We start from the raw sequence: 25,019 nt of genomic DNA, 5'->3' as shown, positions 1-25,019 counted from the left end.
GTAATATGTCTGCAAAATTAAAGATTTTATTAGTAAACGGCCCTAATTTAAATATGCTAGGTCGCCGTGAGCCGCACAAGTACGGCACGCAGACTCTCAACGAAATTGTTGACGCATTAACTGAATATGCAGAAGCACAGCAAGTCAGCTTGTCACACATTCAAAGTAATAGTGAAGCGCAGCTAATCGAGGCTATTCACGCTCAATATGAACAATGTGATGCGATTATCATTAATCCCGCCGCATTTACTCATACAAGCATTGCCCTTCGAGACGCTTTACTCAGTGTGGACATCCCTTTTTATGAAGTACACATCACCAATGTGTACGCCAGAGAGCCATTTCGTCACAAATCTTATTTTTCTGATGTGGCGGAAGGCGTGATATGTGGATTAGGCGCGTTGGGCTATCGCGCTGCATTTGATGCAGCGTTAGCGCAATTGCGAAAACAAAATAACTCAAATTAACTAACAGGCGGGTCATTGTATGGATATTCGCAAGATCAAAAAACTTATCGAGCTAGTAGAAGAATCAGGTATTGCAGAGCTAGAAATCACTGAGGGTGAAGAGTCAGTACGTATCAATCGCCACAGCAGCGCACCAGTTTATGCACAACCTCAACAATACATGGCAGCACCAGCGGCGGCTCCTGCAGCACCAGCGGCGGCTCCTGCAGCACCAGCGGCGGCTCCTGCAGCAGTAGAAGCAGCACCAGCAGAAAGCAGCGCACCAGCAGGTCACCAAGTTAAGTCTCCTATGGTTGGTACTTTCTACACAGCTTCTTCTCCAACAGCAGCGGCATACGTTGAAGTAGGTTCAAAAGTAAATGTTGGCGACACACTTTGTATCGTTGAAGCCATGAAGATGATGAACCAGATCGAATCAGATAAAGCTGGTGTAGTTAAAGCAATCCTAGTTGAAAACGGTGAGCCAGTAGAATTCGACCAACCGCTATTCATCATCGAATAATTACGCAGAAGGTCAACGTTATGTTAGATAAAGTAGTCATTGCAAACCGAGGTGAAATTGCACTTCGTGTATTGCGTGCCTGCAAGGAGCTAGGTATTAAGACGGTTGCTGTACACTCAACAGCTGACCGTGACCTAAAACATGTTCTTCTTGCGGATGAAACCATTTGTATCGGAAAACCTGCGGCAAGCGAAAGCTACCTTGATATTCCTCGTATTATCGCGGCGGCAGAAGTCACAGACGCGGTTGCTATTCACCCAGGTTACGGTTTCCTTTCTGAAAATGCCGACTTTGCTGACCAAGTTGAGCAAAGTGGCTTTATCTTTATCGGTCCAAAAGGCGACACTATTCGTCTAATGGGTGATAAAGTTTCTGCTATTGAAGCAATGAGAAAAGCTGGTGTTCCTTGTGTTCCTGGTTCTGATGGCCCGTTAACAGAAGATAACGATCGCAACATGCAGATTGCCAAGCGTATTGGTTACCCTGTTATCATCAAAGCCGCAGGTGGCGGTGGTGGTCGTGGTATGCGCGTCGTTCGTAGCGAGAAAGAGCTTGTTGACTCGATTGCGTTGACGCAACAAGAAGCCAAGCAGTTCTTTGGTAATGGCATGGTTTATATGGAGAAATTTCTAGAAAATCCACGCCATATCGAAGTGCAAGTACTTGCTGACGGTCAAGGCAATGCAATCCATTTAGGTGAGCGTGACTGTTCAATGCAGCGTCGTCACCAAAAAGTAGTGGAAGAAGCACCTGCACCAGGGATCACAGCTGAAATGCGTAAATACATTGGTGATCGCTGTACTCGTGCATGTATCGAGATTGGTTATCGCGGTGCTGGTACGTTTGAATTCTTATACGAAAACGGCGAGTTCTACTTCATTGAAATGAACACCCGTATTCAGGTTGAGCACCCAGTAACAGAAATGGTCACTGGCGTAGACTTAATCAAAGAGCAACTTAAGATTGCTGCTGGTCAACCGCTTTCTATCACACAAGAAGACGTGGTGATCCGTGGTCACGCGATCGAGTGCCGTATTAACGCAGAAGACCCAGAGAGCTTTATCCCTTCACCGGGTAAAATCACACGCTTCCACCCAGCAGGTGGCCTTGGGATCCGTTGGGACAGCCATATTTACGCTGATTACACAGTACCGCCACATTACGACTCAATGATCGGTAAGTTAATCACTTATGGTGAGAACCGTGATGTTGCAATCGCTCGTGCTAAAAACGCACTAAATGAGCTAGTAATTGACGGGATTAAAACCAATACCCCGCTTCACAAGAAGATCTTGTCAGACGAGAACTTCCAAAACGGTGGCACGAATATCCACTACCTAGAGAAAAAACTAGGCATGCACCAATAACCTAATTCGTTCTCCTAAAAGAGGCCGGCTAATTACCGGCTTCTTTTATCTCTGCCCTACTACCAACGAACGTTACTGCTTGCTCATCTTGTATTTACAGCAAAAATCCAACCCGAATTCTAAGTGACTCTATTTTTTTTACACTGTAAAACCAGACCAATACCTACCTCGCCATTTTAATGATCCGAACAGCTCAACACCCTAACCGCTACAACATTGGCTTAATATTGAGCGATCAATCCATTAGTCCCGACTTTTTCACGTTTTAATAGTGACAAGCCTGTTAAAAATTTTTATACTGCCTGCGCTTTCAGTGATTTACCTTTAAATTACTACAGCAGATGGCCCTATAGCTCAGTTGGGTAAACTTTCAAAGAAAGTTTACGTCGAGGAAGCGAAGGGATATTAGCGCAGCGACCTTGAGCGTTGAATCCGAGACCGGAACCAAGCTTCATGGACGAATATAACGCGCAAAAACACAAAATGGCCCTATAGCTCAGTTGGTTAGAGCGCACGACTCATAATCGTTAGGTCCCTGGTTCGAGTCCAGGTGGGGCCACCATTTGCTAAACTTCCAGTTAATCCTTCATTTAAAATTATTTATATAGACACTTAGTATTGAATTAGGTACATAATTAGTTGTTTATGAAAATAATAAAGTAAATGTAAGGATCTATATGTTTCGCCTAATCTTACTCTCAATAACTCTACTATGCCTATCTGGATGCGCCACTTATGAACTTAAAACGGCAAACCTGAATAGTAACGCCCCTCTACCTCAGCAACATGGCATGGTGTCTGTTGAAGTAATTAACAATGTAGATAGACTAGCTCCTTTACACAAAGGTTGGTCCGAGCTCATAGTGCTTAGGCTAGACAATCGTGATGCATTAAAACAGGCCGCTATCGAAGAGGCAAAAGCAAAAGCCGTACAAAAAAACAAAGCGTTTGATGAAAGTAAAGTAGAGTGGGATCCGGACGTTTACACTTTAACACCTCACTCCCGAGGGCTCATAGAAAGTCAAGTATTCGTTGGATCATTGCCTGAAGGAGAGTATGTTGTTGCTTCACTTTATAGCTTCTTTAGTAATGGTGAAATCATGTCTTGGATTTCAATGCCTGTAAATTATTTAGCAGGTAAATTCGAGATAAAACAAAATACTACCACCAACCTTGGCTCTATCGCTTTTCAACCGTTAAAAAGCATAAAAGAAAAGTCCTTCTGGGATTCAACTTCTAGCAATAAAGCATTCGTTACTCGATTAGATCAAGCTATCAATATGAGTGATTTTATCAAACATCATTACCCAGTAGCCTCCCAACAATTACACGCGAACAAAGAATTACAATGGCAAAATGACGAGTTTGACTCCTTGCGCTCCTCCCTTGCACAACTTGTCCGCGAAAATGCCTTCCCTAGTAGTCATTTTGCCTTAAATAAATTTGGTAAAGCTATCATCACTTCAAGGTTTGGACAGGCCAGAATTCTAAATCACAAGGGTACATGGGATGCTGTAAATCTACCAACCAATATTCAATTGCTTAGCGCCATTGAATTGAACCAAGGGATCGCTTTGGCAGGTGAAAAAGGCGAGCTTTATTACTCAGATAGTAACTTAAAAAATTGGCGCCAGATCAAACCTGTTGAAACTGATCAGGCAATTGTATGGATGGCAAATAATGGGAACCAATCATTTGCGTTAACCGCATCAGCAAAGCAATATACTGTTTACCAATTCTTTGATATTAAAGATAAGTGGAATCAAATTGGTCAATACAAAAGAAAGAATAGCAATGATTGGTTGGTACAAAATGGTGGTATATTTCCATTCTTTAATAGTAATAACCAATTAAACATCCTAAACGACAATAAATTACATGTATATCAACAAGCAACTAATACATGGAGTATGGAAAAAGCACTCGAATTAAAGGAGTTGATACAACTTCCTGGTAGCGAATTGCTCGCAATCGAGGTAAGTCAATGGGACGGTGTAGGTGATACTGTCTATAAGCTAACACCTGAATCTGAATGGGTAGTAGTGAAGAAAAATGCTAACAACCTGTTCGGTAATGATAATGTAGAACTGAGCTTGCCGGTGGTGAGAAAAGACCATTCATTGATAAACATTGCTTACTACAAGGAACATAAAAACGCTAAGTCCGAACTGAGAGTCATGTATGCAAGTAGCGATAATCCTAAACAATGGATAGCAAAAGGTAAAGCAAGCAAAAGTTGCACTCAAACTCTGCCAAAAATCAGCTATGACAAAACATTATATGTTATGTGTGAGCGGGGGCAAATAAAGGCAACTGATGATTTAGGTTATACTTGGTACAGCGTCTTAGATGTAAATATCGACAAGATGCAAAACGAATTCGAAACCTTACTTAATGCATTAGAGAAGGTAGAGCAGAATAAAGAAAATTAATACTATCAATAGCCCTGTTTATTTTTAAACCGGGCTATTGGCAAAGGTATTTTCCTACTGAATTGTTGATAGTGCCATGTGAAAAGTTCAAAAAATAGGCGTTGGCAGCTCTACATTCTGCAAATCAAAAATAGTTTTTGCAAAAAAGCGAACGCTTACTCTGCAATTTAAAACGGTAAATTATGATTAGCCAGCAACAATATCCGGCATTTCAAGAACACCAAAATGAGGCTAGAAAATAGTAGATTCTTCCACGCCCCATAACTTACAACTGGAAAAGTCATAAGCGCATAAAGCTTTTTACCTAATGTTGGCGAATAGAAATGATTTTCCCATATCAACATGCTGTCCACTTCCTCTCTAATAACTAGAACCTCGACCCACTTGAACTCCATTCATCTAACGTTGGCAAAACTCTAAGCATTTATATTCACTTCACATACCAATCCTGATAGTAGTTGCAGTAATTAGATAGTTGCTAAAACCAGAAAAATCAAAAAGTTGCATTAAATTACACTTACCTTATATTGGAACTGAATGAAAAACAAACAAAACTGTAAAGGAAAAACTATGGTTATATTCAACACTCGACTACTTGCGATGGTATTGGCTTGTAGTTCCACTTCCGCTTTGGCTACTCAGGTATTTTATGATCAGGATGGTGCGGGAGATCATTCCCAGTATCAGGGCGCACCTGTTGAGTTTATCTCAGCTCGTGCAGGCACAACTGAGTACTTTAATGCGCTCACAGGCGGCTTAGCGGTGGATGAGTGCCATCAATTTGAAGTGGTTAATACACAAACTGGCGATTTGATTGCTCCTCTCACATTCAACGCGCCTTTTATTTCTGGTCCACTGCCTGCAGAACATAAGCTGACAGAAAAGTCGGTTAAACTCAGCTGCACCTTACCCTCAGGTGAAGAAGCAATTGTATATCACAAGATACCCAAGGCTCCCGCCGTTGTATGGCAAAGTGAAATCACGGTGGCTGACTGGCAAACACCGAGCAATGGCCCAGGATATTTTGCAGATGTTCAATATACTGGCTTGATTAATATTAATAACAACTCGCATCAAGGCCAGTGCCGTAAAACCAACTATGTCAGTGGTAACCCCGAATTTTTCAATAAAAGACATCAAGGTGGGTTTTATAGTGATGTCTTGAATGTTGCGGGCGAGGCTAAATACAGTGGTTTTTATAAAGTGCTGGTAACAGAACTAATTTGTAAAAACTCGGGCGGTACGACTCGTCTTGTCGAAACTTGGCATATAAATCAAAACTCGCAATCTCGTGAGCTTTCTTCCGAATTGTTCTAATAACAGCAGGGTGATATGCAGCGTTGCGTATCATCCTCCCCATCTTAAATTGATAGCACTGAGCGGCTAATTTCTATATTCTTACTGAATAAAGTTCCTATAAAAACAACAAATATGCTTTGTCGACTCATTTACTTTATTTTAGCCTTAACCGCTTGCGTCTCTTTGGCTGACGACAAGACTATTGAAGAAGCCCAAGACCATCAGTTACCAGTCGGTATTTGGGTTGGTTTAAGTAATGATATAAACAAAGAGATCACTGCGCTGAGAATAAGTAAACAGGGGTCCCACGGTTTTATTCATGCATCAATTTCATCGGCGCTAAGTAATGGTGTTTACTATAAGTTTACTGATAAGGACATAAAGTGTGACAAGTACTTTTGTCATATCACCATGGCAGGCGAACAGAATAATTCAAGAAGTCTCAGCACCTTTTTAGACCCCATATGGGATGAGCTACACGTTACTGAATTAGATCCCACAGGTTACAGCGACGCCCCCAAAGTTCAGAGCTATAAGCTCCACCGAGTGGAAGACCTTGCCGTACTCGATACCTATGTCAACAATGTACGTAAACGACAACCTCTCACCGGACAATCTGGGTTTGCAGGGGACTGGATTGGTTATACTAAAAATGAAAACCTTTCAGTGACGAATAATTACTTGGTCAACCTTTATATTCGTGAGGATGGTCATGCTGAATTGGAAAGCTACTTACTGCGCTCAATCACACCGATTAAACACTCTGAATTTAACACTGGGCATCTGCAACACGATGATAACTTTATTGATATCGAGGTAGAAGCACTGGCAGGGCTTTGTCTTGGAGCGGCCAAGCTAACTTTATCTAAAGTCACTAATAATTCGATGAGTGGCTATTACCGATGCCTACATCACCGCCATAAGAATATGCTCAATGAAGGGTTTATTGAGTTTGATCGAAAATAGCGCACAGAGTAAAACCACGCACTGCCAGAGTAGCGCAGCAGCTTGCTCACAACTGATGAGTGGTAAGCAAGCTGTGTAAACCTAGTTGCCGCTATTGAGGTTTTTTGCTGGCATTCGGCGTTTGCGGCTCTTGACTTTGTGGATCCGTAGTATTTAGATTGCCCGAGGCAGGTAGAGTCGGTGCGCCTCCCTCTGTATTTAAAATCAGCGGTAGGCCATCTTTACCACTGCCTATTACCACCACTTTTGCGTTATTAGATTTCGCCAACTCTATGGTTGCTTCTATGCCGCGCCATCTTAGGTAGGTTTCAGAGATCCCGCCACTCACCGTTTCTTGAAAATCGGCTATCCCCTGAGCCTCCACTTTCTTTCGCTCAGCCTCTTTTTCAGCAACATCTAAACGCATTTTATATTCTTGGTATAAGTGCATTTGATTCACCTTCGCAACAATCGCACTATGCACGCCTTCAGGAATATCAACCTGACGAATAAGCATATCGTCTAAATTCACCAAATTATGCCCTTGCATTTCGCTTTTTTCTTGTTTGAGTATCGACTTTTCTTGTAGCTGAACTTCTCTCAACACAGTGCTTAATAGCTGATCTTGGATCTTTAAGCGCTGATGAGCATAGACCTCTTCAGCAGTATAATCAGAAACGATCATGCGAACCGCTGATGCAACTTCAGGGAGCACAATTTCATCAAGATAGTCAGTCCCGACTAACTTATGTAAGTAAGGAATATGCTCCACAACAGGACGGTACCTCACTGTTATTTCCATTTTGATCCTAAGCCCCTCGGAAGTAATGGCGTGGATCTCTGTGGTCGCGGTTTGGAATCGACTCGAATAAATCGTCAATGTGTCCCAAGGGTAAACTAGTACCGTGCCCTCATAAAATGGGTGCTCTACGAACGTACCACCGCCAAGGCGCTTCCACAGTACCCCAACTTGTCCCGAATCAACCTTGATAAAAATGACTTTGACCAATGCAACGGCGATAAATAATAAAATAAGCAACGTCACACCAGCACGAAAACGCCAAGACAAAATACGCTTATGCCACTTGGGCTTGTAACGCTTTAACACCCGCATGAGCAAATTAGATAGGATCAGTGCCAGTATTAAGCCGCCGGCGACGAGTAATGCAAAATCCCCTGAAATATTAATGTTCATGATGGTACTCCATTACTTTCACTGTCGTGGTGTGCTAACAACTGACCTTCCTCCATTTTTAAGTGCACATCGGCCAAATGGAAATAGGCATCGTCATGAGTGATGGCAATAATGGTATTACCACGCGCTTTTAAACGAGGTAGCACTTGTTCATAGAATTTTCGCCTAAAGATAGGATCTTGATCTGCCGCCCACTCATCAAAGATGTAAATGGGACGATTTTCTAAAATGGTACTCAAAAGTGCTAAGCGCTTACGCTGGCCTGATGATAAATCTATGGTGCTAAACGCCCCATTTTGAATAGCCACTTTGGCGCGCATCTCTAAAAAGTCCAACCATTCATCGATTTCTTCAGTACTCAAATCACGAATACCATAGAGCTGCTGGAACAAATGAAAATCCGCAAAAACGGCTGTGAATAAGCTTCGATAAGCAAGGCGATTGTCTTCAGTAACCGCTTTACCATTCAAAAGGATTTGTCCGCTCTGTAATTCATAAAGGCCAGTCAACATCCGGATAAACGTTGTTTTACCGCTACCATTACCACCGGTAATAAAAGTGGTTTTTCCTTGCTCAAAGGTGATATCCACCGGCCCCACAGCAAACGGACGATCGCTCGATTTTTTCTGATGTTGATAAAACGCCCCCGCTAAGGTGATGGCATTGAATGCGGTTAGGCTTTCAGCTGGTTCAGGTCGTTTAACCTCTTGCTCATCTTGGACATTTTTTAAATCGCGCTCCAATGCTAAGACGTTTTGCGCCGCCTCTGTTGCGGTGGTGAAAACGGGGATCCCACCAACAATACTGGTAATAGGGCCGATTAAAAATAGCGATGCGGTGGTAACTTTAATGACCACATCGGTATACACGTCAGAGAGCATAGGGACGATAAACACCATCGCGCCTGTCGCTGCGAAAAAGGTGATTTGCGACAGAATAAAGTCGGTCGCAAACAAGGTTTGGGTTTTGGTTTTTGCACGCCTTGCACGATTCGAATCGCGACGATATTCATGTTCTAAATCTTCCGCTCTTGGCTCACTGAGCTTTACTTCTTTAAAGCCATCGAGCAAATCAGACAAGCGTTGAATAAGCTGGTTTTCGCTTTCAAAAGAAATGCGCATGTTGCGCTGGATTTCATTGGCACGTAAACGATGAATACTGGCGCCGACCAAAATCAGTGTCGAGATAACCATAAACGCCACAAAAGAGTGCCAGGCAATATAGAGAGATGTGAAAAACACCAAACTGATGGATTGACCAATGATCACAAACAGCTGCGCCGATTGAGATATGGTCTGTAGCTCTTTGCTGATGGTATTAAAGATCCGCTCTTTGCCGATTTTCTCTAGCGTTGACAGCTCGGTATGACGAATGCTTTCAAACAGATCGACTCTCAATTTGTCTATAGCACGCTCCACCATTTGCGCGGCTTTAGTCATCAGTCTTTGCTGAGTGAAACCATATATTGCAATCGTCAGTGTAAATAGCACCAAGTAGTAAAGAATATGATTTTCTTTATTAATATCAGAGATATTGGCTGCTACGTTGTTGATCAGCGCAAGCACCAACGCATTGGCCAAACCAGAAATGCACCCCAGTGCAATAAAGGTCCTTTTCTTTATCTGAATATGTCGGCGAATTAATTCGTACAATACCATTGTTATTATCTTTTATTGTTATTGGGCTACTGCCCGCGCATGCTACTTAGCATAGTCCCTAAAAATCAAAACTGCCTGTTGGATTTAAATAAATACTGCATTAAAACATTAAGTTATATTTATAAATCGTTCAGTTTTACCAGCAAGCTCTCATTCCTCGTCATTCACCTCTGTGGGCTTGCGCTTTTGCCCAACGAGTAAAATGATCAAGCCAACAATAGGCGTAAACATTAACGAAATTAAAAAGAAGCCCACGGGCCCTGCAAAGGTGTTTCGTCCCCAATAACCAGTTAAAATGCATAACACTAAATATAAAGCGATAAGCATAATTTTCTCCAAGTTGTTGATAAATTCGGTGCGAAGAATAAACCAGCAGTTGCCTGCCGGTTTATGTCAGCCAGTATCGGTTATACTGTGGCTTTTTCCGCTGTAGCTGTTGCGTCCGCATTCCCTTTATTTGCACGATACTTAGCTGCGATGTCTGCGATATCCCCTTTCATACTTGCTAGATTCAGGTCTATCAGCGTGCCGCCATTTTCAAAGTGTCGAACAAAAGTTGCGCCTACTGCGTGTGTTGATGCCGCAGACACAACTGGCATAAATGCGATTGCGCTTAACGTGCCAAGGACAGGAACCGCCTTCAAAAAGCTGCTTAGTCCCGCGCCCCCTAAGGTTTGTGGAAAAGAGCCGCCGATCAATGCGCTTACTGTGCCACGCAGCTTGTTGTCACCATATGATTGACCATAGACTTTTGCTACTTCGCCTATCATCTTCATTTGGATCCCTGTCAACGCCACTAAATCAACCGCAGGAACGGGAATAAACCCAGAGCCAAACGACCATTTTGTGTATTTGTCGACAATCAGCTGAGCAACGGCTGCTCTGTCTTCATCAGCAACAAGTTGTGATTCCTGTTGTTCTGGAGCATCGCTCGCCTTGTCATCCTTCGCTGTTTTTGTCACTGCCATAATTCATCCTCTATGATTTATTTAAACAGTTGTCGAACTCATCAAGCACCATATTGGCACTTGCCCTAGTACCCAAAATCAAACAAGCTGCACTTATTCAACTCTGAGTTTTACCGCCTTCATCCATGATGAAGAAGTAAACCTAAGAACAACCAAGGATTTGCACAGTGTCACAAATACAACTGAGCGAAACGTTGCCACCTACTGCAGGCGTTCTATTAATTTGTTTAACCGAGCGCGAAAGCTCGGTATTTTTCCCTACCGCGTTATGCCTGGTTCAAATCTTGCTGGCATTGCTCGGTACGGTGTTTGTCACTATAGAAGATAATGTTGCGGATCTCCTTGGCGATACAATCTGACTCAATCCCCTCTTTCACATAGTTGCTAAACACCATGATGCTTTGATCTCGTTCCAGTAAACGAGTAAAGCTGGTCACCCATGAATAGGGGTAACTACCAGAGTACTGTAAGAATTTTTCATACATTCTGAGATTTGCATCGGCTGGGTTTTCGGGGCAATTTGCCACTTTGCCGTACTGGTTTGGGTCAACATAAGTCACAAACCAACCATAGCCATAGTATTCACACTCGTCGCTGCTACCAGTGTTAGAGTAGGGAGCAAAGGCCGCTAGTTTCTGGGTATCATTTAAGATTTGAGTGCCATACAAGCCTTGATCCCATTTATGCATGTCCTCCACTGTGGAATATAAATCTCCAGCGGAATACAGTACCAAAGGGTTGCTATATGGATTCACTAAAATATCTTCGTAAGGTGCAGGGCCTCCTATAGCTGGTGGACGACCATTGGCAAGGGGTAAGTATTGGTTTTGATTATAAATATAACCTGTGGTCATATTTGAATAGACACCAATCGCACTGTAAGAGCCGCTGTCCGTCATGCTAAGCGGATTTAGAATTTGCTCTTGAACGATATTGGCAAACCAATACTCACGACCAATATTGCCTTGTTTGCCAGCCGCTAACTGCTCGATGATATTACCGATAAGATAATAGTTACAGTTGCTGTATTCGTACTTTCTGCCGGGCGTAAATGACGGTGTGCCATTTTGCCCCGCTTCAGCACCACAAGTACAAAAGCGATTACTAAAATCTTCCGGACCGTTAAGATCTAGACTCGAGTTGTATAAATAAGGCCGCCAACCGTAGTTATCGTATACGGCTTCGTTGTCGCTGTAGTTATTGATCCCTGATGACATGGTAAGCAAATGATGCAGCGAAACATCCGCACATTGGTTATCAGGGTACCAAGGCAAGTGATCACCAATGGTTTCCTGCCGTAAGTCCTTACCATCTAGCATCTTCATTAAAATAGCAGCCGAAAACGCTTTGGTATTGGAACCGATGCGATACTTGGACTTAACGCTGTTATCAACATCATATTGCATGTTCTGTGGTCCGCAGTTGGACTGGTACACCACCTTATCAATCGAGGTGATATAAACCGTGCCAAAGAATAGGTTGGCATCGCAGTATTCATTCACCACCGCCGCTATCATCTCTAATTGATTAGGCATAATGGTGTGATTATCTGCCACGCTCTTTTTCTGCAAACAAGAAGCCAGTGCTAAGGTGATGCAAAATAGCATCATCATTCTTAGCCGTAGTTGTATTAGCCATTTCATTGTTCAAATTCCTTACATTGCCAACCACGTAACCACTAACAAATGTTGTTGCCCGACTTTCATCGGAATGAGTACCAACTAGTTATGCTGACGCGATATTTGCCATGCCAACTAGTACTTTACGAGTGCCTGTATAGGCCTCTCTGCCATGAGTAAACAGCATATTATCCAGCAGCAAAATATCGTTTCTTTGCCACGGGTAAGCAAAACTGAGGTCTTGATAAACCTGATTGATGAGCTTGATGTCTTGGTCACTTATTTCGCTACCATCACCAAAAAAGGCGTTTCTAGGTAAAAATTCACTGCCGATACTGTCACGCATTTGTGCACTGAGTTGATTATCTAGGCTCGAGCAGTGGAACAAGTGAGCTTGATTAAACCATACCTTTTCACCACTTTTCGGATGGCGCATGACCGCCGGACGCCATTGCTTGGTTTGTAGCCTTTTATCATCAAGCCAAGTAAATTCGATTTCATTTTGTCGGCAATATTGCTCAACCTCGGCTTTACTCTCGGTCTGAAAAACCTCTTGCCAAGGTAGGTCAATATCACCGTAGTTACGCACGTACTGCACACCTAAACGCTCAAACTTGTCTCTTAATTCACTGGGAATACGACGATATACTTCACGGCTGTCGGCAAGTGGTGTGCACCCACCCGTAGTTGCTGGGATCACACAAAAAAAGCCCATTCGCATCGGCCAAACATTGGAGTAAGCATTTTCGTTATGCTGCAGGATCACTTGATCGGCATGATATTCTGTGGTGGTGTAAATATTGTTGTTCAGTGCCGTTCGTGGTGAAGAGCGATAAACATACTGGCTTAAACGCTCACCAAACAAGGTCTCAAGTATGGCGCTAAACTGATTCGTGCTCACAATATTTAAGCCACGAAGCAACGCAAAACCATCTCGCTCAACCCAGTTATTCACCTCTTGAACGTGGTTTTTCACCCATGCCATGCCGCTTTGTTTAACCTCAGATAAGTCATGTATCCGAGAGTCTGCTGCAATCGTTGTCGGATCCAATTCCAAAGAAAGTGCGTGATCCATTGTTTTCCCATCCTTAAAAGTAAGTACTTTTGCTAGTGCAACACATAGTTGCGCTCAATTATGTTAACCAACTGCCCCACTTGCTCGGCTTGCAGGCAGGACAAATGATCTCCTTTGACTTCATAACAAGAGAGAGAGTGACTAAATGGTTTCCATCCCATGTCTTTATTCACAGGACGGCCTTCAAATTCTTGCGTTTGCTGCGTTTTTACAACGCAGATTGGGGTGTCGCTAAGCATAGACGGCATCTCAATATTTGCTCGAAGTTGGGCACTAAAAACTTGTTGAAAGTGGCGTAGATGCGCATCACTAAAATTAAATCCAGCTTGATGTATCCAGCGATTGAGATAGGCAATGCGTGCTGAAGCATCACCTTGCTTATAAGCACTGATTTCAGCATCAGAGACACTAAGGCGGAAAAACGCCACCAGATTATCCAGCATCATTTGTGCGATTTGCGCTTCATCTAAGTTAAGCGCTGGATTGCTCGGTACAGGCGTATCAATCACAGTTACCAAACAGCCAATGCGACCTTGTTGCTCAAGTAAAGTGGCAAGTCGATAGGCAATAAAGCTGCCAAAAGAATGTCCGACCAAATGCACTTGCTCACCAAGTTCAGCGCCTGCTAATACACTCAAGTAATACTCTGCGGTGCGGCCAATAGAAGTTAGCGTCTCCGGTTCCTCGGCGAGCGCCTCTGGCTGCAAGCCATAAACGGGTATACGGCTATCAAGCCCATTCACTAACGCATGAAATGCCATAAGCCAACCTCCCGCACCCGCAATCAACACCACAGGTGTAAAACCAAGCTCCCCCTCTTGCAAACACACTAAGGTTTCAAGCGATTGGGGTTTGCCATCGCGTTCGCTAAGACCATCTCTCAATGCTTGAACATACTGACTGAGCCCACGCACGGTTGGATGCTCAAACAGTGCCGACAGCGGCAAATTGAGTTGTAGGTGCTGATTAATATCACCCACTAAACGCATCGCTAATAGCGAATGACCACCTAAATTAAAGAAGTTATCGTCAAGGCACACGCCATCCACTTGCAAACGACAGGAAAACTGCTGCGCTAATTGAGTTTGTAGTGGTGTGAGCCTTTCCTGCTTAGCCTCTTGCCGCAAGGATTGAGGCGAAGTGTATGATCCGGCCAGCGCAATGAGCTGTTTGCGATCGACTTTGCCGTTCGTTGTCAGCGGAAGCTGGCTAATTGATTGGAACAACTCAGGGACCATGTAAGCGGGTAGTACTGCGCGTAACTGCGCTCGCAGAGCTGCATCACTCACTTCCGTATGCTGCGCTGGCTGCACAAATGCCACCAATTGCGCGTTGTTACTGCTATCTTCACGCACCACCACAGCACAAGCAGCAACCTCGTCTAGCAGCTGAAGTTGCCGTTCAATCTCACCCAATTCGATGCGGTAACCGCGCACTTTAACTTGGTCATCACCACGGCCTAGATACAGCAATTCATTTGAGGCTAAGCAGCAAGCGCGATCGCCAGTTTTATAAAGTCGCTGGCCGCTATTTGGCTCAATAATAAAGGCTTGCTGCGTCTTTTCCTCGTCGTTGAGATAGCCTCTGGCAAGGCCAATACCCGCAATGTATAAGTCCCCTTCCACACCGGTGGCCACCGCTCGAAGCTGTTCATCGAGTAAATATAAAGACAAACCAGCGATAGGCTGACCGATTGGCACGCGTGCACCGCTGAAGTGCGTGACATCATTAAGCGTTGCCGAAATGGTTGCTTCGGTTGGGCCATAGGCATTAATTATTCGAATACGGTCGCCGTAGCGCTGCTGCCAATCGGTGAGCGCGGCAATCTGCATTTGCTCGCCACCTATGGTGATGATCCGCAGCGAATCTGGCAGGGTGACTGAAGTTGCTGCAAGTTGATGCCAATACGCCGTTGGCAAACTCATCAGTGTTAACTCAGCATCTTGGCTTAATTGCGCCAGCTTGTTGGGATCCAACATGTCGTCTGTCGGTGCCATCACCAAGGTTGCACCACGAAGTAAAGTACAAAAAACTTCTTCCGCAAACACATCAAAGCTCATGCTAGCAAATTGCAGGTAATTGTCGCTGGGCGTCATTGCATATTGCGAGGCTAATGCCTGCACATAATTAACGACACTGGCATGCTCCACCATTACCCCTTTTGGCATGCCCGTGGTGCCCGAGGTATAAATTACATAACAGAGGTCGTCAATCTGGCATGGCGCAGTAAAGCAACGACTAGGCTGCTCGGCCAAAGCGCCCTGAATACTATCTAAATCGACTTGAGGCACCACCAGCTCCGAGCTACCCTGCCAATATTCTGTTTTAGTAATCAGCATGGCTGCATTGGCATTTTGCAACAGCAAACGACGTCGAGATTCGGGTAGTGTTGGTGCAATTGGTAGATAAGCCGCACCTAATTTGAGCACCGCAAGCATAGCCACAATAAGCTGGTAATCCGCCTCTAGACACAGGCCAATAATAACGGGGGCTGTACTTAGCTCTAATCGTGATGCAAGGTAATGGGCGAGCTGATTGGCGTCTTTATCCAGCTGTGAATATTGATAACAGCGAGCCTCCCCAGAGGCGGTACTATATTCACGAATAGCAATATGCTCAGGAAATTCAGCAGCAACTTGCGCAAATAATTGCTGAATAGGTAAATTTGGCGTTTGATATTTCGCCGCTTGCGTCAGTGAAAAAGTAGGCAGAGGCAATGCCTTGCTGTACTGCGCGTGTTGAGGCTGCCAAGACAATTTTCCGAGTGTTTGCTCAGGCTGTTGTGTCGTAGCTAACATCAGCTGCTGCATCGCCGCAAGGCTTTGCTCGATAAACACTTCATCAAAGCATTGCTGCTGATAGCTCAGCGTGAGCGATAAACTCGCCCCTACGCCGACCACAAAGGTCAATGGGTAGTGTGTTTCGTCAACTTCGCTTAAAGTGATTGCCGTGAATGGCAGCTCAGCGCTATTTTGTAACGGATCTTGCGGATAATTTTCAAAAACATACAAGCAATCAAATAATGGACTGTCGTTGTCAATACCCGACCACTGATGAGCTTGTGTCAGTGGTGTATGCGGGTGCTGCGTTAATGCCGTAAGCTGCGACTTCACTGCTTGCAGGTAATCTTTCACACGCGCATTTTGATCTATCGTTACATGGACCGCTTGCGTATTGATATACAAGCCAACGCGCTGCGCCATTCTACTAAGCGCTGTAGGTCTGCCCGCGATGGTTTGACCAAATAAGGCATACGGTTCATTGCAGCAACTTGCCACCCAATAAGCCCAGAGCCCTTGGATAAACTGATTGACGGTAAGTCCTTGCTCGCTCGTAAAGCGAGTCACGGCATCTTGCAGCGATTGCGGTAAAGTCACACTGAGCTCTTTAACACCTGCCGCTTTATTTTCAGTATGTAGTATCTTTTCGCTGAGTAATGTGGGAGCGCTAACACCACCCAAATAATCCCGCCAAAACGCTTCATCACACTCAACATGTGTATGCAAATATTCGATATGATCGCGGAAATTATCTACCACAATGGGGCGTAACTCACCTTGGCAACGAGCTTGATAAAATGCCACTAATTCAGCAAATAATATCGGTAATGACCAGCCATCCATGATGAGATGATGATAAGTCCAAACCACCCCAACATTGCCATCCTCAAAAGCAATTAACCTCAATCGCATACAAGGCGCTTGTGAAAGCCTAAGCGGCTCGGCAAGCTCCACCGCGGCCTGTGAATTCACCATGTACGATTGTTCTTCTGCAATAGCATCACTGTGCACCAGATTCAGCGGTAGTTCGGCATGTTTACAGACCACTTGCAGCGGCTCGCCAGCAACGTCTATAAATGCCGAGCGTAATATGCTGTGCTGCTTAATCAATTGCTGCCAAGCGTAACTCAACGCCTCAATATCCACACAACCTTGTAGCAATAAGCTGGTTTGCTCGACGTAAGGTAGCGTGCTTTGAGTGTGCGTCTCACGTGCCGTTTGACTGTGGAACCACATGCCTTGTTGCAAACCAGTTAGAGGGTAAATATCCTCAACTTCCTCGTCAAATTGCCCAAGTATGCGCTGTAACTGCCGTTCAGAAATGCCGCTGAGAAGTGCAAAGTCACTGACTGTGTAATGACGTTGAGGCTGGGATTGGCAATGCTCGATGACCTGAATTAGACTTTCGAGTATCTCTTTACTTAGTCGCTCTGCTGCTTCAGATGCTAAGCGCTGGCTGTCAAACTCCAGCGTTAACGCCAATTGACCATCGACAACAGCCGCTGTTAGCTGCGCTCCAAAGTAACTGAGATTTGACTCTGCAACCAAAGTGCCTGTCGACTCACTAGCATCTCCCAGCAAACCTTGCTGCTCAATAATTGTATCTAGCTGGCCTAAATAGTTGAAAAACAGTAAGTCTCGGGTATCAATCTCAAGCGATGAGCGAACGTTTGGCTCTGGGTGTAAATACCGCGCAGCACCATAACTACTGGCAACTTTAGCGCTCCTTTCAAGCTTTGCCTTGATACTACAAATCACATCATGCAAGCGGCTACCATTACTAAATAACGGCATTGGATAGAGCGCCGTTAACCAGCCAATGGTTCGGCTGCTGTCCAGTGCCTCCGTCAGTAACTCGCGACCATGCCCTTCTAGCATGATCACTTCACTGCCTGCACCACGCTTTTGCGCACACCAGGCAAGTGCACTGAGCAGCAGTGCTTGCGCCGTCGTACCATAACTGGTGTTGGCAGATCCCAATAATGCACGGGTGTGCGATGCTGATAACGTGTGGCGAGCTTTGGCTATGGTTGGAGTCGCGCTTGTATCTTTTAGGCTCAATAAGTGTGAGCTTTCAGCCAGCGCAGCCACCTTCTGCCATTTGCGCAAATCGCGCTCATTAGATGCAAGTTCACGATAAAAATCGGCAAGTTCAGCCAAATTCGCGCTTGCGGCAGGAAGCTCCAACGGCACATTGTTTATTTGCTGCTGTAGTAGCTGGCTCACATCTTCAAGTAACACCCGCCAAGAGACGCCATCCACTAGCAAGTGATGCGCGCTAAACAGCAAGCGATTATTGGCCTCACTGTTAGGTGTAACAAATAGCACTGCTTTAAACAGTGGCGTGCTAGTAAACGCAAAACCTTGCTGCACTTGTTCACTGAACTCACTCAGCTCAGCTTGCCATACCTCACGCTCAAGTGTATGCGCCGTAAATACCTTTTGAATATCAATGCTATCACGTACAAATAGGGTGTTTTCATCTGCAACCACCAAGCGTAGCGCGTCGTGCTGGGTAAGCAGATATTTTACAACCTCCATAAGCTGAGCTGGTGTAACGGATTTATCTACACTCACCAGCACACTCTGATCCCAATGACTGGGTTTGGTAAATTGCTGAGCAAAAAACCAATACTGAATTGGTAATTTATCGAGTTGACCAACCAATGGCAGTCTTTCTCTGTCCGTCGGCACCAGAATATCTTGCTGGGCAAGTCTTGCTGCAAGTGCCGAAACACTGGGGTAGGTAAACACGTCGGTAGCACTAACTGGTAACTTGAGTGCTTTGGCTTTACTGGCGATTTGAATACTCAAAATAGAGTCGCCGCCCAACGCAAAATAGTCGTCTTCAGCTGTCATGGACGGCGTATTTAATACCTGCCGATAAATCGCCAATAACTGAGCAACGACGCTGTTAGCCTGTGGTGTGACCGCGCTCTGCTCGGTTACCGTGATAATCTGTTGAGTTTTACCAAGCGTTGCCAAGGTACGATGGTCAACCTTGCCATGCGGTGTCAAAGGTAGCCTTGCGAGCATGACAAAATGCTCTGGCACCATATAACTTGGTAGTCTTTCCTTTAGCTGGGCTTGAAGCACTTGAGGCTCAGTTGTTGTTACCACAAATGCCTGCAACTGTGGCTGCCCTGACGCGCTTGTGGTTATCTGAACCGCACATTCTTGTACGCTCGATAGCAGCCCAATTTGCTGTTCAATTTCGGCCAGTTCAATACGATAACCTCGCAGTTTTACTTGTCCATCGTTACGACCCATATAGGCGATACGGCCGTTGCTAAGCAGGCGAACCAAATCTCCCGTTTTATAGGCTCGCACCATGTGCGAGGGAGAGACTTGTAGCTCAATAAAACGCTCAGCACTAAGCTGTGGTTGATGTAAATACCCTCTAGCAAGTCCCGCTCCGGTTATATATAACTCCCCAATCATCCCCGGTGGCACAGCGTGCAATTGTGGGTCTAAAATAAATAGCTGACTATTGTCGACAGGCAAGCCGATATCTGGCACCTTTCCGTCAAACTCAACCACACCTGAAGTCGCGACCACCGAGGCTTCGGTGGGTCCATAGTTATTGACTAGGGTAAATCCGTACTCTTTTGCTTGCAGTGCACCAAGTTTATCGCCGCCAACCAATAAATAACGCAAGCTTTGTGGATTAAACAAAGACTCAGTGAGCAGCGCTTGAGCGATTGGCGTTGCAATAAAACTATGCGTGACTTGGTGTGAATTGAAGCAGGCTGTTAATTCGGCCGGTGACTGTAGCACCGCTTTTGTCACACACACGAGGCTCGCTCCGGCACATAAATAAGGCCAAATTTCCCATGTTGCCGCGTCAAAGGCGGGGTTGGCAGTTTGACTTGCAACACTATGATTATCCACCGCAAAGGCTCGCTGATGCCAACCACATAAATTCGCCAACCCTTGGTGGGCTATCATCACGCCTTTGGGGTTACCTGTCGTGCCAGAGGTATAGATCACATAAGCCAACTGCTCCGCTTTAACTTTTGGAAACTGCTGAGGTAGTGATATTGCCGCAAGGCGCGCTCGCACGTTAGCATCATCAACACACATAACATGTGGCGAGCGATACTCAGCGTCAATGTGGTTATCATCTAACTCTGCTGACTCAAAGCGAGCGGCAAACTCACACTTGGTTAAAACCAGCGCGGCACCGCTGTCTTTGGCAATGTAATTGACTCGCGCTTGAGGGTAATGAGGGTCCACAGGTACATAGCATCCGCCCGCTTTTAACACAGCCAACATCGCCACAATGAGATCTGCGCTCCCCGTCATCGCAACAAGTACAGGCTGCTCTGGTTGCAGCCCTTCGCTTAATAACAGCGCCGCCAATGCCTTGGCTCTTTCATTAAGCTCACCATAACTCAAGGTTTGATTTGAGTTTGTGTCAATTACTGCGAGCCGCTCAGCTTGTGCAGGCTCTGCCATATTTCGCTCAATTTGCTCAAGCACTGACTGCTCGAAATGTTCCGGCGCTGATTTGCCTGAAATCGCATGATTCTCTAGCGGCTGCTCCTTGCAAAGTTTTATATCCGCAAGCGGGCACTCAGGTTGCGCGAGTAATTGCACTATCACGGCATTAAAACACTCTGCAATGCTAGCCACAGTTTCTCTTTCAAATAGTCCACTGTTGTATAGCCAGTGCAGTCTCAACCCTTGCCCACTTACTGTTGCACTGAGCTCAAGATCAAACTTGGCACGCATGTTTTCCGACGTTAAAACTTCCGTGCTAAGGCCTACAAACTCTGGTGTGTGCTGTGGCTCGGGATTAAACGCAAAACTCAACTGGAAAACACTTTGGTGACTTAGCTCTCTGCTAACACCAAGGTGGTCAATGAGCTGCTCAAAGGGAAGTGATTGGTGTTGATGTAATTGTTCAATTTGCTCTTTTTGTATATCGAGTAGTTGGCTGAAACTCTGCTGCCAATCGAGCTTCACGCGAATAGGTAAGGCATTGACGAAAAAGCCAATCAACTGTTCCACTTGTGGGTGATGCCGCCCTGAAAATGGCGCACCAATCACAATATCATCCACTTGGCTAAACTTAGCGAGCACCACCGCATATGCGCTATGCAACCAAATAAACGGGGTTATTCCCAAACGCTGACAATACTGTTGCAGCCGTTGCCATGTTTCAGCGCTTAGCTGCTCAGTAAATGCTTGCGCGCTATTGTTCACGACCTGCCCACGAGGCGTATCGAGCGGTAATTGATGCAGTGGCGGCGCATCGTCAAGGTGCGCAGACCAAAATGCCATGTCTGCACTTTGCTGCGCGCCTTGGCACTGTGCTCGATGCCAATGGGCATAATCCGCGTATTGCACCTCAGGTGGCGCAATCAAGTCATGGGCAAGTTCACAGCCTTGGGTGTAATGGGCATAAAACTGTGTGAGCTCTCGCATTAATACTTCAATAGACTGAGCATCACTAGCAATATGGTGCATATTGACGATAAGACGATGATAGCCTGATGAGAATCGAACCAGAGTTGCACGGATCATTAGATCTTTACTAAGATCAAAACCCTGCGCTTGGTCGTCTCGTACCGCGCGCTGCCAAACCACAGTTTGCCAAAGCGGTGATTGTGTGGAGACATCAATGAGCGTAACAAAATGCTCAGGCAAAGCCACAAGGTGCTGTTTAGGCCCATCATTAGTGTTGGTGATAGCCGAATGCAACACCTGATGCCGTGACAGCACTTTTTGCCAACTTTGCTCGAATGCGCTCAGATCAAGCTCCCCTGAAAACGCCAATAACGCTTGAATTTGATATTGCTGGCTGCCCTGCTGCATTTGATCTAATGTCCATAAACGCTGCTGAGCAAAAGACAACGCTACACCATTGGTTTTATCCACCACAGCAATAGTACTTAGCTGCACGTCTTGCTTTTCAAGTGCAGCCGCTAAACCTTGTACTGTAGGGTGCGTAAAAATCGCTTGCAGCGGTAACTCAATGTGCAGCGTCTTGCGAATATGATTTGCCAGTTTTGCAGCAAGTAGCGAGTGTCCGCCGAGTCTAAAAAAGTCGTCATAGCGACCAACTGACTCGCGCTGCAGTATCTCGGAAAAATAGCTTGCAAGTTGGGTTTCAAGCTCGCCAATCGGTGCTTCATAAGTGTTTTCGTTAACGCTTGTATCAAGTTGCTGCAATAGTGCTTTTTTATCTACTTTGCCATTGCTGGTCAGTGGCATGGCTGCCACCGCTTGCACTTTGGCAGGCAACATATGGTCGGGTAAATTTTGTTTTAAAAACTGCTGCATGACTAAAGTGATGTCGTCGAACTCGACCTGTTTGTGTAACACCACAAAGGCGCAGATCCAGACATTTTCTGGGTCTTGCCGATTTAACAGCACAGTGACCTCAGCCACTTCGGGGTGATGGCGCAACTGGTTTTCAATTTCGCCTAATTCAATGCGATAACCTCGAACTTTTACTTGGTCGTCAATTCGGCCAACATAGCTCAGCTCACCGCTGGCCATTAGCCGCACAAGATCTCCCGAGCGATATAATCGCTGCTCAGGTGCTTCACTAAACGGGTTTTGAATAAAGCGAGTGGCGTTTAGCTCGTCACGTTGCCAATAACCCCGACAAACCCCCTCGCCACCTACGTACAACTCGCCCACGGCACCTTGCGGTAAGAGCCTTTGCTTGTCATCAAGCACATAGCAGCTGGTGGTCGGAATAGCACGACCTATATTACTGGTGCCAAGCGTCAGATCCGTATGTTCCAGCGCCTTAAACGTAACATGTACCGTGGTTTCGGTAATGCCATACATATTGATTAACTGACAATTTGATAAGTGCTGTGCCCAAGGTTGTAGCTTACTTGGCTGCAGCGCTTCACCACCAAAAATCACGTACCTTACTGCACATAGGCTCGCCAACTGACTGTCATTGAGTAGCGTGGCTTGTAGCGCATAAAACGCACTTGGTGTTTGATTTAAGACCGTAACCTGGGCATCAACCAACAACTGAGCAAAAGCTTGAGTGTCTTGCGCAGTCGCTTTATCCACAACCACAAGACGACCACCAAAGAGTAACGCGCCATACATTTCCCACACTGAGAAATCAAAGCAAAAGGAATGAAACAAGGTCCAAACATCTTGCTCATTAAAATCGAATAAGTTGGGCTCAACATGAAGTAAGCGCACCACATGACGGTGCTCAATTTGTACGCCTTTTGGTCGTCCTGTGGTGCCAGAGGTATAGATCATATAAGCCAAGTCTTGCGGCTCAATCTGAATAGCATCAAGCAGCTTGAGAGCTTCGCGGCTGACCTGATGTTCTGCCTGTGACACATTAATTAGCTGGTATGAAAGCTGACTAAACTGTGCCTGCGTAGCGTTGTCACAAAGTAGCCATGGGCTTTGCACGTCTCCCAAAATATACTCAATGCGCTCTTGCGGGTAGGCGGGATCTACTGGTACGTAGGCAGCACCCACTCTAAGCACTGCCAGCAAGGTCACTATCATCTCTATGCTGCGTGATACACTCACCACCAGCATGGTTCGTGGCGTGACGCCTTTCTGTAACAGCATTACCGCCAGCGCATTGGCTCGATCGTTAAGGTCACGATAATTCAGCATAGTCGTGCTATCTTGCACGGCAGTACGTGTGGAAAAGTGCTCGGCGTAGCGCGTGAATAAACTGGTGATGGTGTCTTGCTTAGGCCAAGTTGCCGCTTGGCATTGAGCGCCAGTTATTAAAACTTGTTGCTGTTTTTGACTCAGTAACGCAAGTTCACCAACGGCGGTATGAGGAGCTGTAACACAAGCTTGAAGCAGCGTGTGAAAGCAATCCGCCCAATGTTTGATGGTCTCTTCTGTGTAAAGGTTGCTATCAAACTTCCAATGTAAATAAAGTGCCTGCTCATCAATCACCGCATTGAGTTCTAAGTCGCACTTTACTGGAGTGCTGTCCGCCTGTTGTTTTTGCACTTCTTGAACCGATAACCCCGGAAGTGTAAAAGCGCGCTCATTACGGGTTTCCAGTGTAAATAATATTTGTACTAGCGGGTGGTGACTTAAATCTCTTGGAGCGCCAATCGCTTCAACCACTTTATCAAAAGGAATATCGCGATATTCAAACGCCGCTAGGTTGAGGGCTTTTTGTTGCTGCAACCATTGGCTAAATGGCATATCACTTTCGAGCTTTGCTTGCATCACGAGGGTATTAACGAACAAGCCAATTAACGGCGTTAATTCAGGGTGATGACGGCCAAGCTCTGGCGTTCCTACAACCACCTGCTGCGATTGCGTAAGCCTTGCGATAAACAACATAAAGGTATTGAGCAGCCACATAAAGGGGGTCAGTTGGAGCGACTTCGCTTGTGTCGAAATCGCCGCGAATAACGACGTATCAAGCGCTTGGCGATATACTTTCCCTGTTAATGACTGAATCGCAGGACGAACAAAATCACAAGGCAATGATTGCAACGGCGCTAATTCGCTAAATTGCTGTTTTAGTTGCGCCAGTGGTGCTTCGATGCGCTCTGGCGTTAGCTGTGCTCGCTGCCACTGGCTAAAATCACTATATTGCACCTGCATAGTTACAAGCGGCGTATAAGGTGCGCCTATGTGTTTGCGATAGCCAGCTTCTATCTCTTGTGCAAGTAGCGCCATTGAAGCCCCATCAGAGACAATATGATGCATATTAAATGCAAGGTGATGTTCATCGCCATCACT

General features: G+C 45.4%; 13 protein-coding genes and 1 tRNA gene (1 of these 14 only partly in view). 7 read left to right on the top strand and 7 right to left on the bottom strand.

Annotated features, from left to right (window positions below; all coding sequences use genetic code 11):
• Positions 1–5: 5 nt before the first annotated feature.
• The 7 genes from aroQ to CWC29_RS00470 all read left to right on the top strand — a co-directional run bounded on the left by aroQ (position 6) and on the right by CWC29_RS00470 (position 7,033).
• The gene (gene aroQ, locus CWC29_RS00500) at positions 6–467 is read left to right on the top strand and encodes a type II 3-dehydroquinate dehydratase (RefSeq protein WP_010368763.1); all 462 of its coding nucleotides are present in this window, start codon (positions 6–8) and stop codon (positions 465–467) included.
• A 19-nt stretch (positions 468–486) separates the two neighbouring features.
• Entirely contained in the window at positions 487–969 is a 483-nt protein-coding gene (gene accB, locus CWC29_RS00495; RefSeq protein ID WP_167815402.1) for an acetyl-CoA carboxylase biotin carboxyl carrier protein, read from the top strand.
• A 20-nt stretch (positions 970–989) separates the two neighbouring features.
• Positions 990–2,336 (top strand): acetyl-CoA carboxylase biotin carboxylase subunit, encoded by a 1,347-nt coding sequence (accC, locus tag CWC29_RS00490; protein WP_128728833.1) that lies wholly within the window; start codon positions 990–992, stop codon positions 2,334–2,336.
• 485 nt (positions 2,337–2,821) lie between these two features.
• Positions 2,822–2,898, top strand: a tRNA-Ile gene (locus tag CWC29_RS00485).
• A gap of 115 nt (positions 2,899–3,013) precedes the next feature.
• Positions 3,014–4,768: a hypothetical protein gene (locus tag CWC29_RS00480; RefSeq protein ID WP_138523911.1), complete on the top strand. Its 1,755-nt coding sequence runs from the start codon at positions 3,014–3,016 to the stop codon at positions 4,766–4,768.
• 570 nt (positions 4,769–5,338) lie between these two features.
• Positions 5,339–6,085, top strand: a complete 747-nt coding sequence (locus CWC29_RS00475; protein WP_128728835.1) for a hypothetical protein — start codon at positions 5,339–5,341, stop codon at positions 6,083–6,085.
• Positions 6,086–6,199: 114 nt separating this feature from the next.
• On the top strand, positions 6,200–7,033 hold the full coding sequence (locus CWC29_RS00470) for a hypothetical protein (RefSeq protein WP_128728836.1): 834 nt from the start codon (positions 6,200–6,202) through the stop codon (positions 7,031–7,033).
• A 91-nt stretch (positions 7,034–7,124) separates the two neighbouring features.
• Here CWC29_RS00470 and CWC29_RS00465 read toward each other — a convergent pair whose 3' ends face one another.
• The 7 genes from CWC29_RS00465 to CWC29_RS00435 all read right to left on the bottom strand — a co-directional run.
• Positions 7,125–8,207, bottom strand: a complete 1,083-nt coding sequence (locus tag CWC29_RS00465; RefSeq protein ID WP_128728837.1) for a prohibitin family protein — start codon at positions 8,205–8,207, stop codon at positions 7,125–7,127.
• A complete protein-coding gene (locus CWC29_RS00460) occupies positions 8,204–9,865 on the bottom strand; it encodes a cyclic peptide export ABC transporter (protein WP_128728838.1) in 1,662 nt (553 codons plus the stop codon). Before CWC29_RS00460 ends, CWC29_RS00465 begins: the two co-directional genes overlap by 4 nt.
• Positions 9,866–10,015: 150 nt before the next feature.
• A complete protein-coding gene (locus tag CWC29_RS00455) occupies positions 10,016–10,192 on the bottom strand; it encodes a hypothetical protein (protein WP_017217212.1) in 177 nt (58 codons plus the stop codon).
• 80 nt (positions 10,193–10,272) lie between these two features.
• A complete protein-coding gene (locus tag CWC29_RS00450; protein WP_010607109.1) occupies positions 10,273–10,833 on the bottom strand; it encodes a YcjF family protein in 561 nt (186 codons plus the stop codon).
• Between the two features lie 266 nt (positions 10,834–11,099).
• On the bottom strand, positions 11,100–12,476 hold the full coding sequence (locus tag CWC29_RS00445) for a serine hydrolase domain-containing protein (RefSeq protein ID WP_138523909.1): 1,377 nt from the start codon (positions 12,474–12,476) through the stop codon (positions 11,100–11,102).
• An 82-nt stretch (positions 12,477–12,558) separates the two neighbouring features.
• The gene (locus CWC29_RS00440; RefSeq protein ID WP_138523907.1) at positions 12,559–13,527 is read right to left on the bottom strand and encodes a TauD/TfdA family dioxygenase; all 969 of its coding nucleotides are present in this window, start codon (positions 13,525–13,527) and stop codon (positions 12,559–12,561) included.
• Positions 13,528–13,559: 32 nt separating this feature from the next.
• On the bottom strand, positions 13,560–25,019 hold the 3' portion of the coding sequence (locus CWC29_RS00435) for a non-ribosomal peptide synthetase (RefSeq protein WP_138523905.1). 597 nt of this gene lie beyond the right edge of the window; only the last 11,460 of its 12,057 coding nucleotides appear in the window; its start codon lies beyond the right edge, outside the window; the stop codon is at positions 13,560–13,562.

The sequence above is a fragment of the Pseudoalteromonas galatheae genome, assembly GCF_005886105.2.
Classification (GTDB): domain Bacteria; phylum Pseudomonadota; class Gammaproteobacteria; order Enterobacterales; family Alteromonadaceae; genus Pseudoalteromonas; species Pseudoalteromonas galatheae.
This window is presented reverse-complemented; position numbering and strand designations above follow the sequence as displayed.

What these genes read in the sequence shown, in the direction of transcription:
- CWC29_RS00465 (WP_128728837.1), bottom strand. Translation starts at nt 8,207, where the DNA reads ATGAACATTAATATTTCAGGGGATTTTGCATTACTCGTCGCCGGCGGC.
- accC (WP_128728833.1), top strand. Translation starts at nt 990, where the DNA reads ATGTTAGATAAAGTAGTCATTGCAAACCGAGGTGAAATTGCACTTCGT.
- CWC29_RS00445 (WP_138523909.1), bottom strand. Translation starts at nt 12,476, where the DNA reads ATGAAATGGCTAATACAACTACGGCTAAGAATGATGATGCTATTTTGC.
- accB (WP_167815402.1), top strand. Translation starts at nt 487, where the DNA reads ATGGATATTCGCAAGATCAAAAAACTTATCGAGCTAGTAGAAGAATCA.
- CWC29_RS00440 (WP_138523907.1), bottom strand. Translation starts at nt 13,527, where the DNA reads ATGGATCACGCACTTTCTTTGGAATTGGATCCGACAACGATTGCAGCA.
- CWC29_RS00480 (WP_138523911.1), top strand. Translation starts at nt 3,014, where the DNA reads ATGTTTCGCCTAATCTTACTCTCAATAACTCTACTATGCCTATCTGGA.
- CWC29_RS00455 (WP_017217212.1), bottom strand. Translation starts at nt 10,192, where the DNA reads ATGCTTATCGCTTTATATTTAGTGTTATGCATTTTAACTGGTTATTGG.
- aroQ (WP_010368763.1), top strand. Translation starts at nt 6, where the DNA reads ATGTCTGCAAAATTAAAGATTTTATTAGTAAACGGCCCTAATTTAAAT.
- CWC29_RS00450 (WP_010607109.1), bottom strand. Translation starts at nt 10,833, where the DNA reads ATGGCAGTGACAAAAACAGCGAAGGATGACAAGGCGAGCGATGCTCCA.
- CWC29_RS00470 (WP_128728836.1), top strand. Translation starts at nt 6,200, where the DNA reads ATGCTTTGTCGACTCATTTACTTTATTTTAGCCTTAACCGCTTGCGTC.
- CWC29_RS00475 (WP_128728835.1), top strand. Translation starts at nt 5,339, where the DNA reads ATGGTTATATTCAACACTCGACTACTTGCGATGGTATTGGCTTGTAGT.
- CWC29_RS00460 (WP_128728838.1), bottom strand. Translation starts at nt 9,865, where the DNA reads ATGGTATTGTACGAATTAATTCGCCGACATATTCAGATAAAGAAAAGG.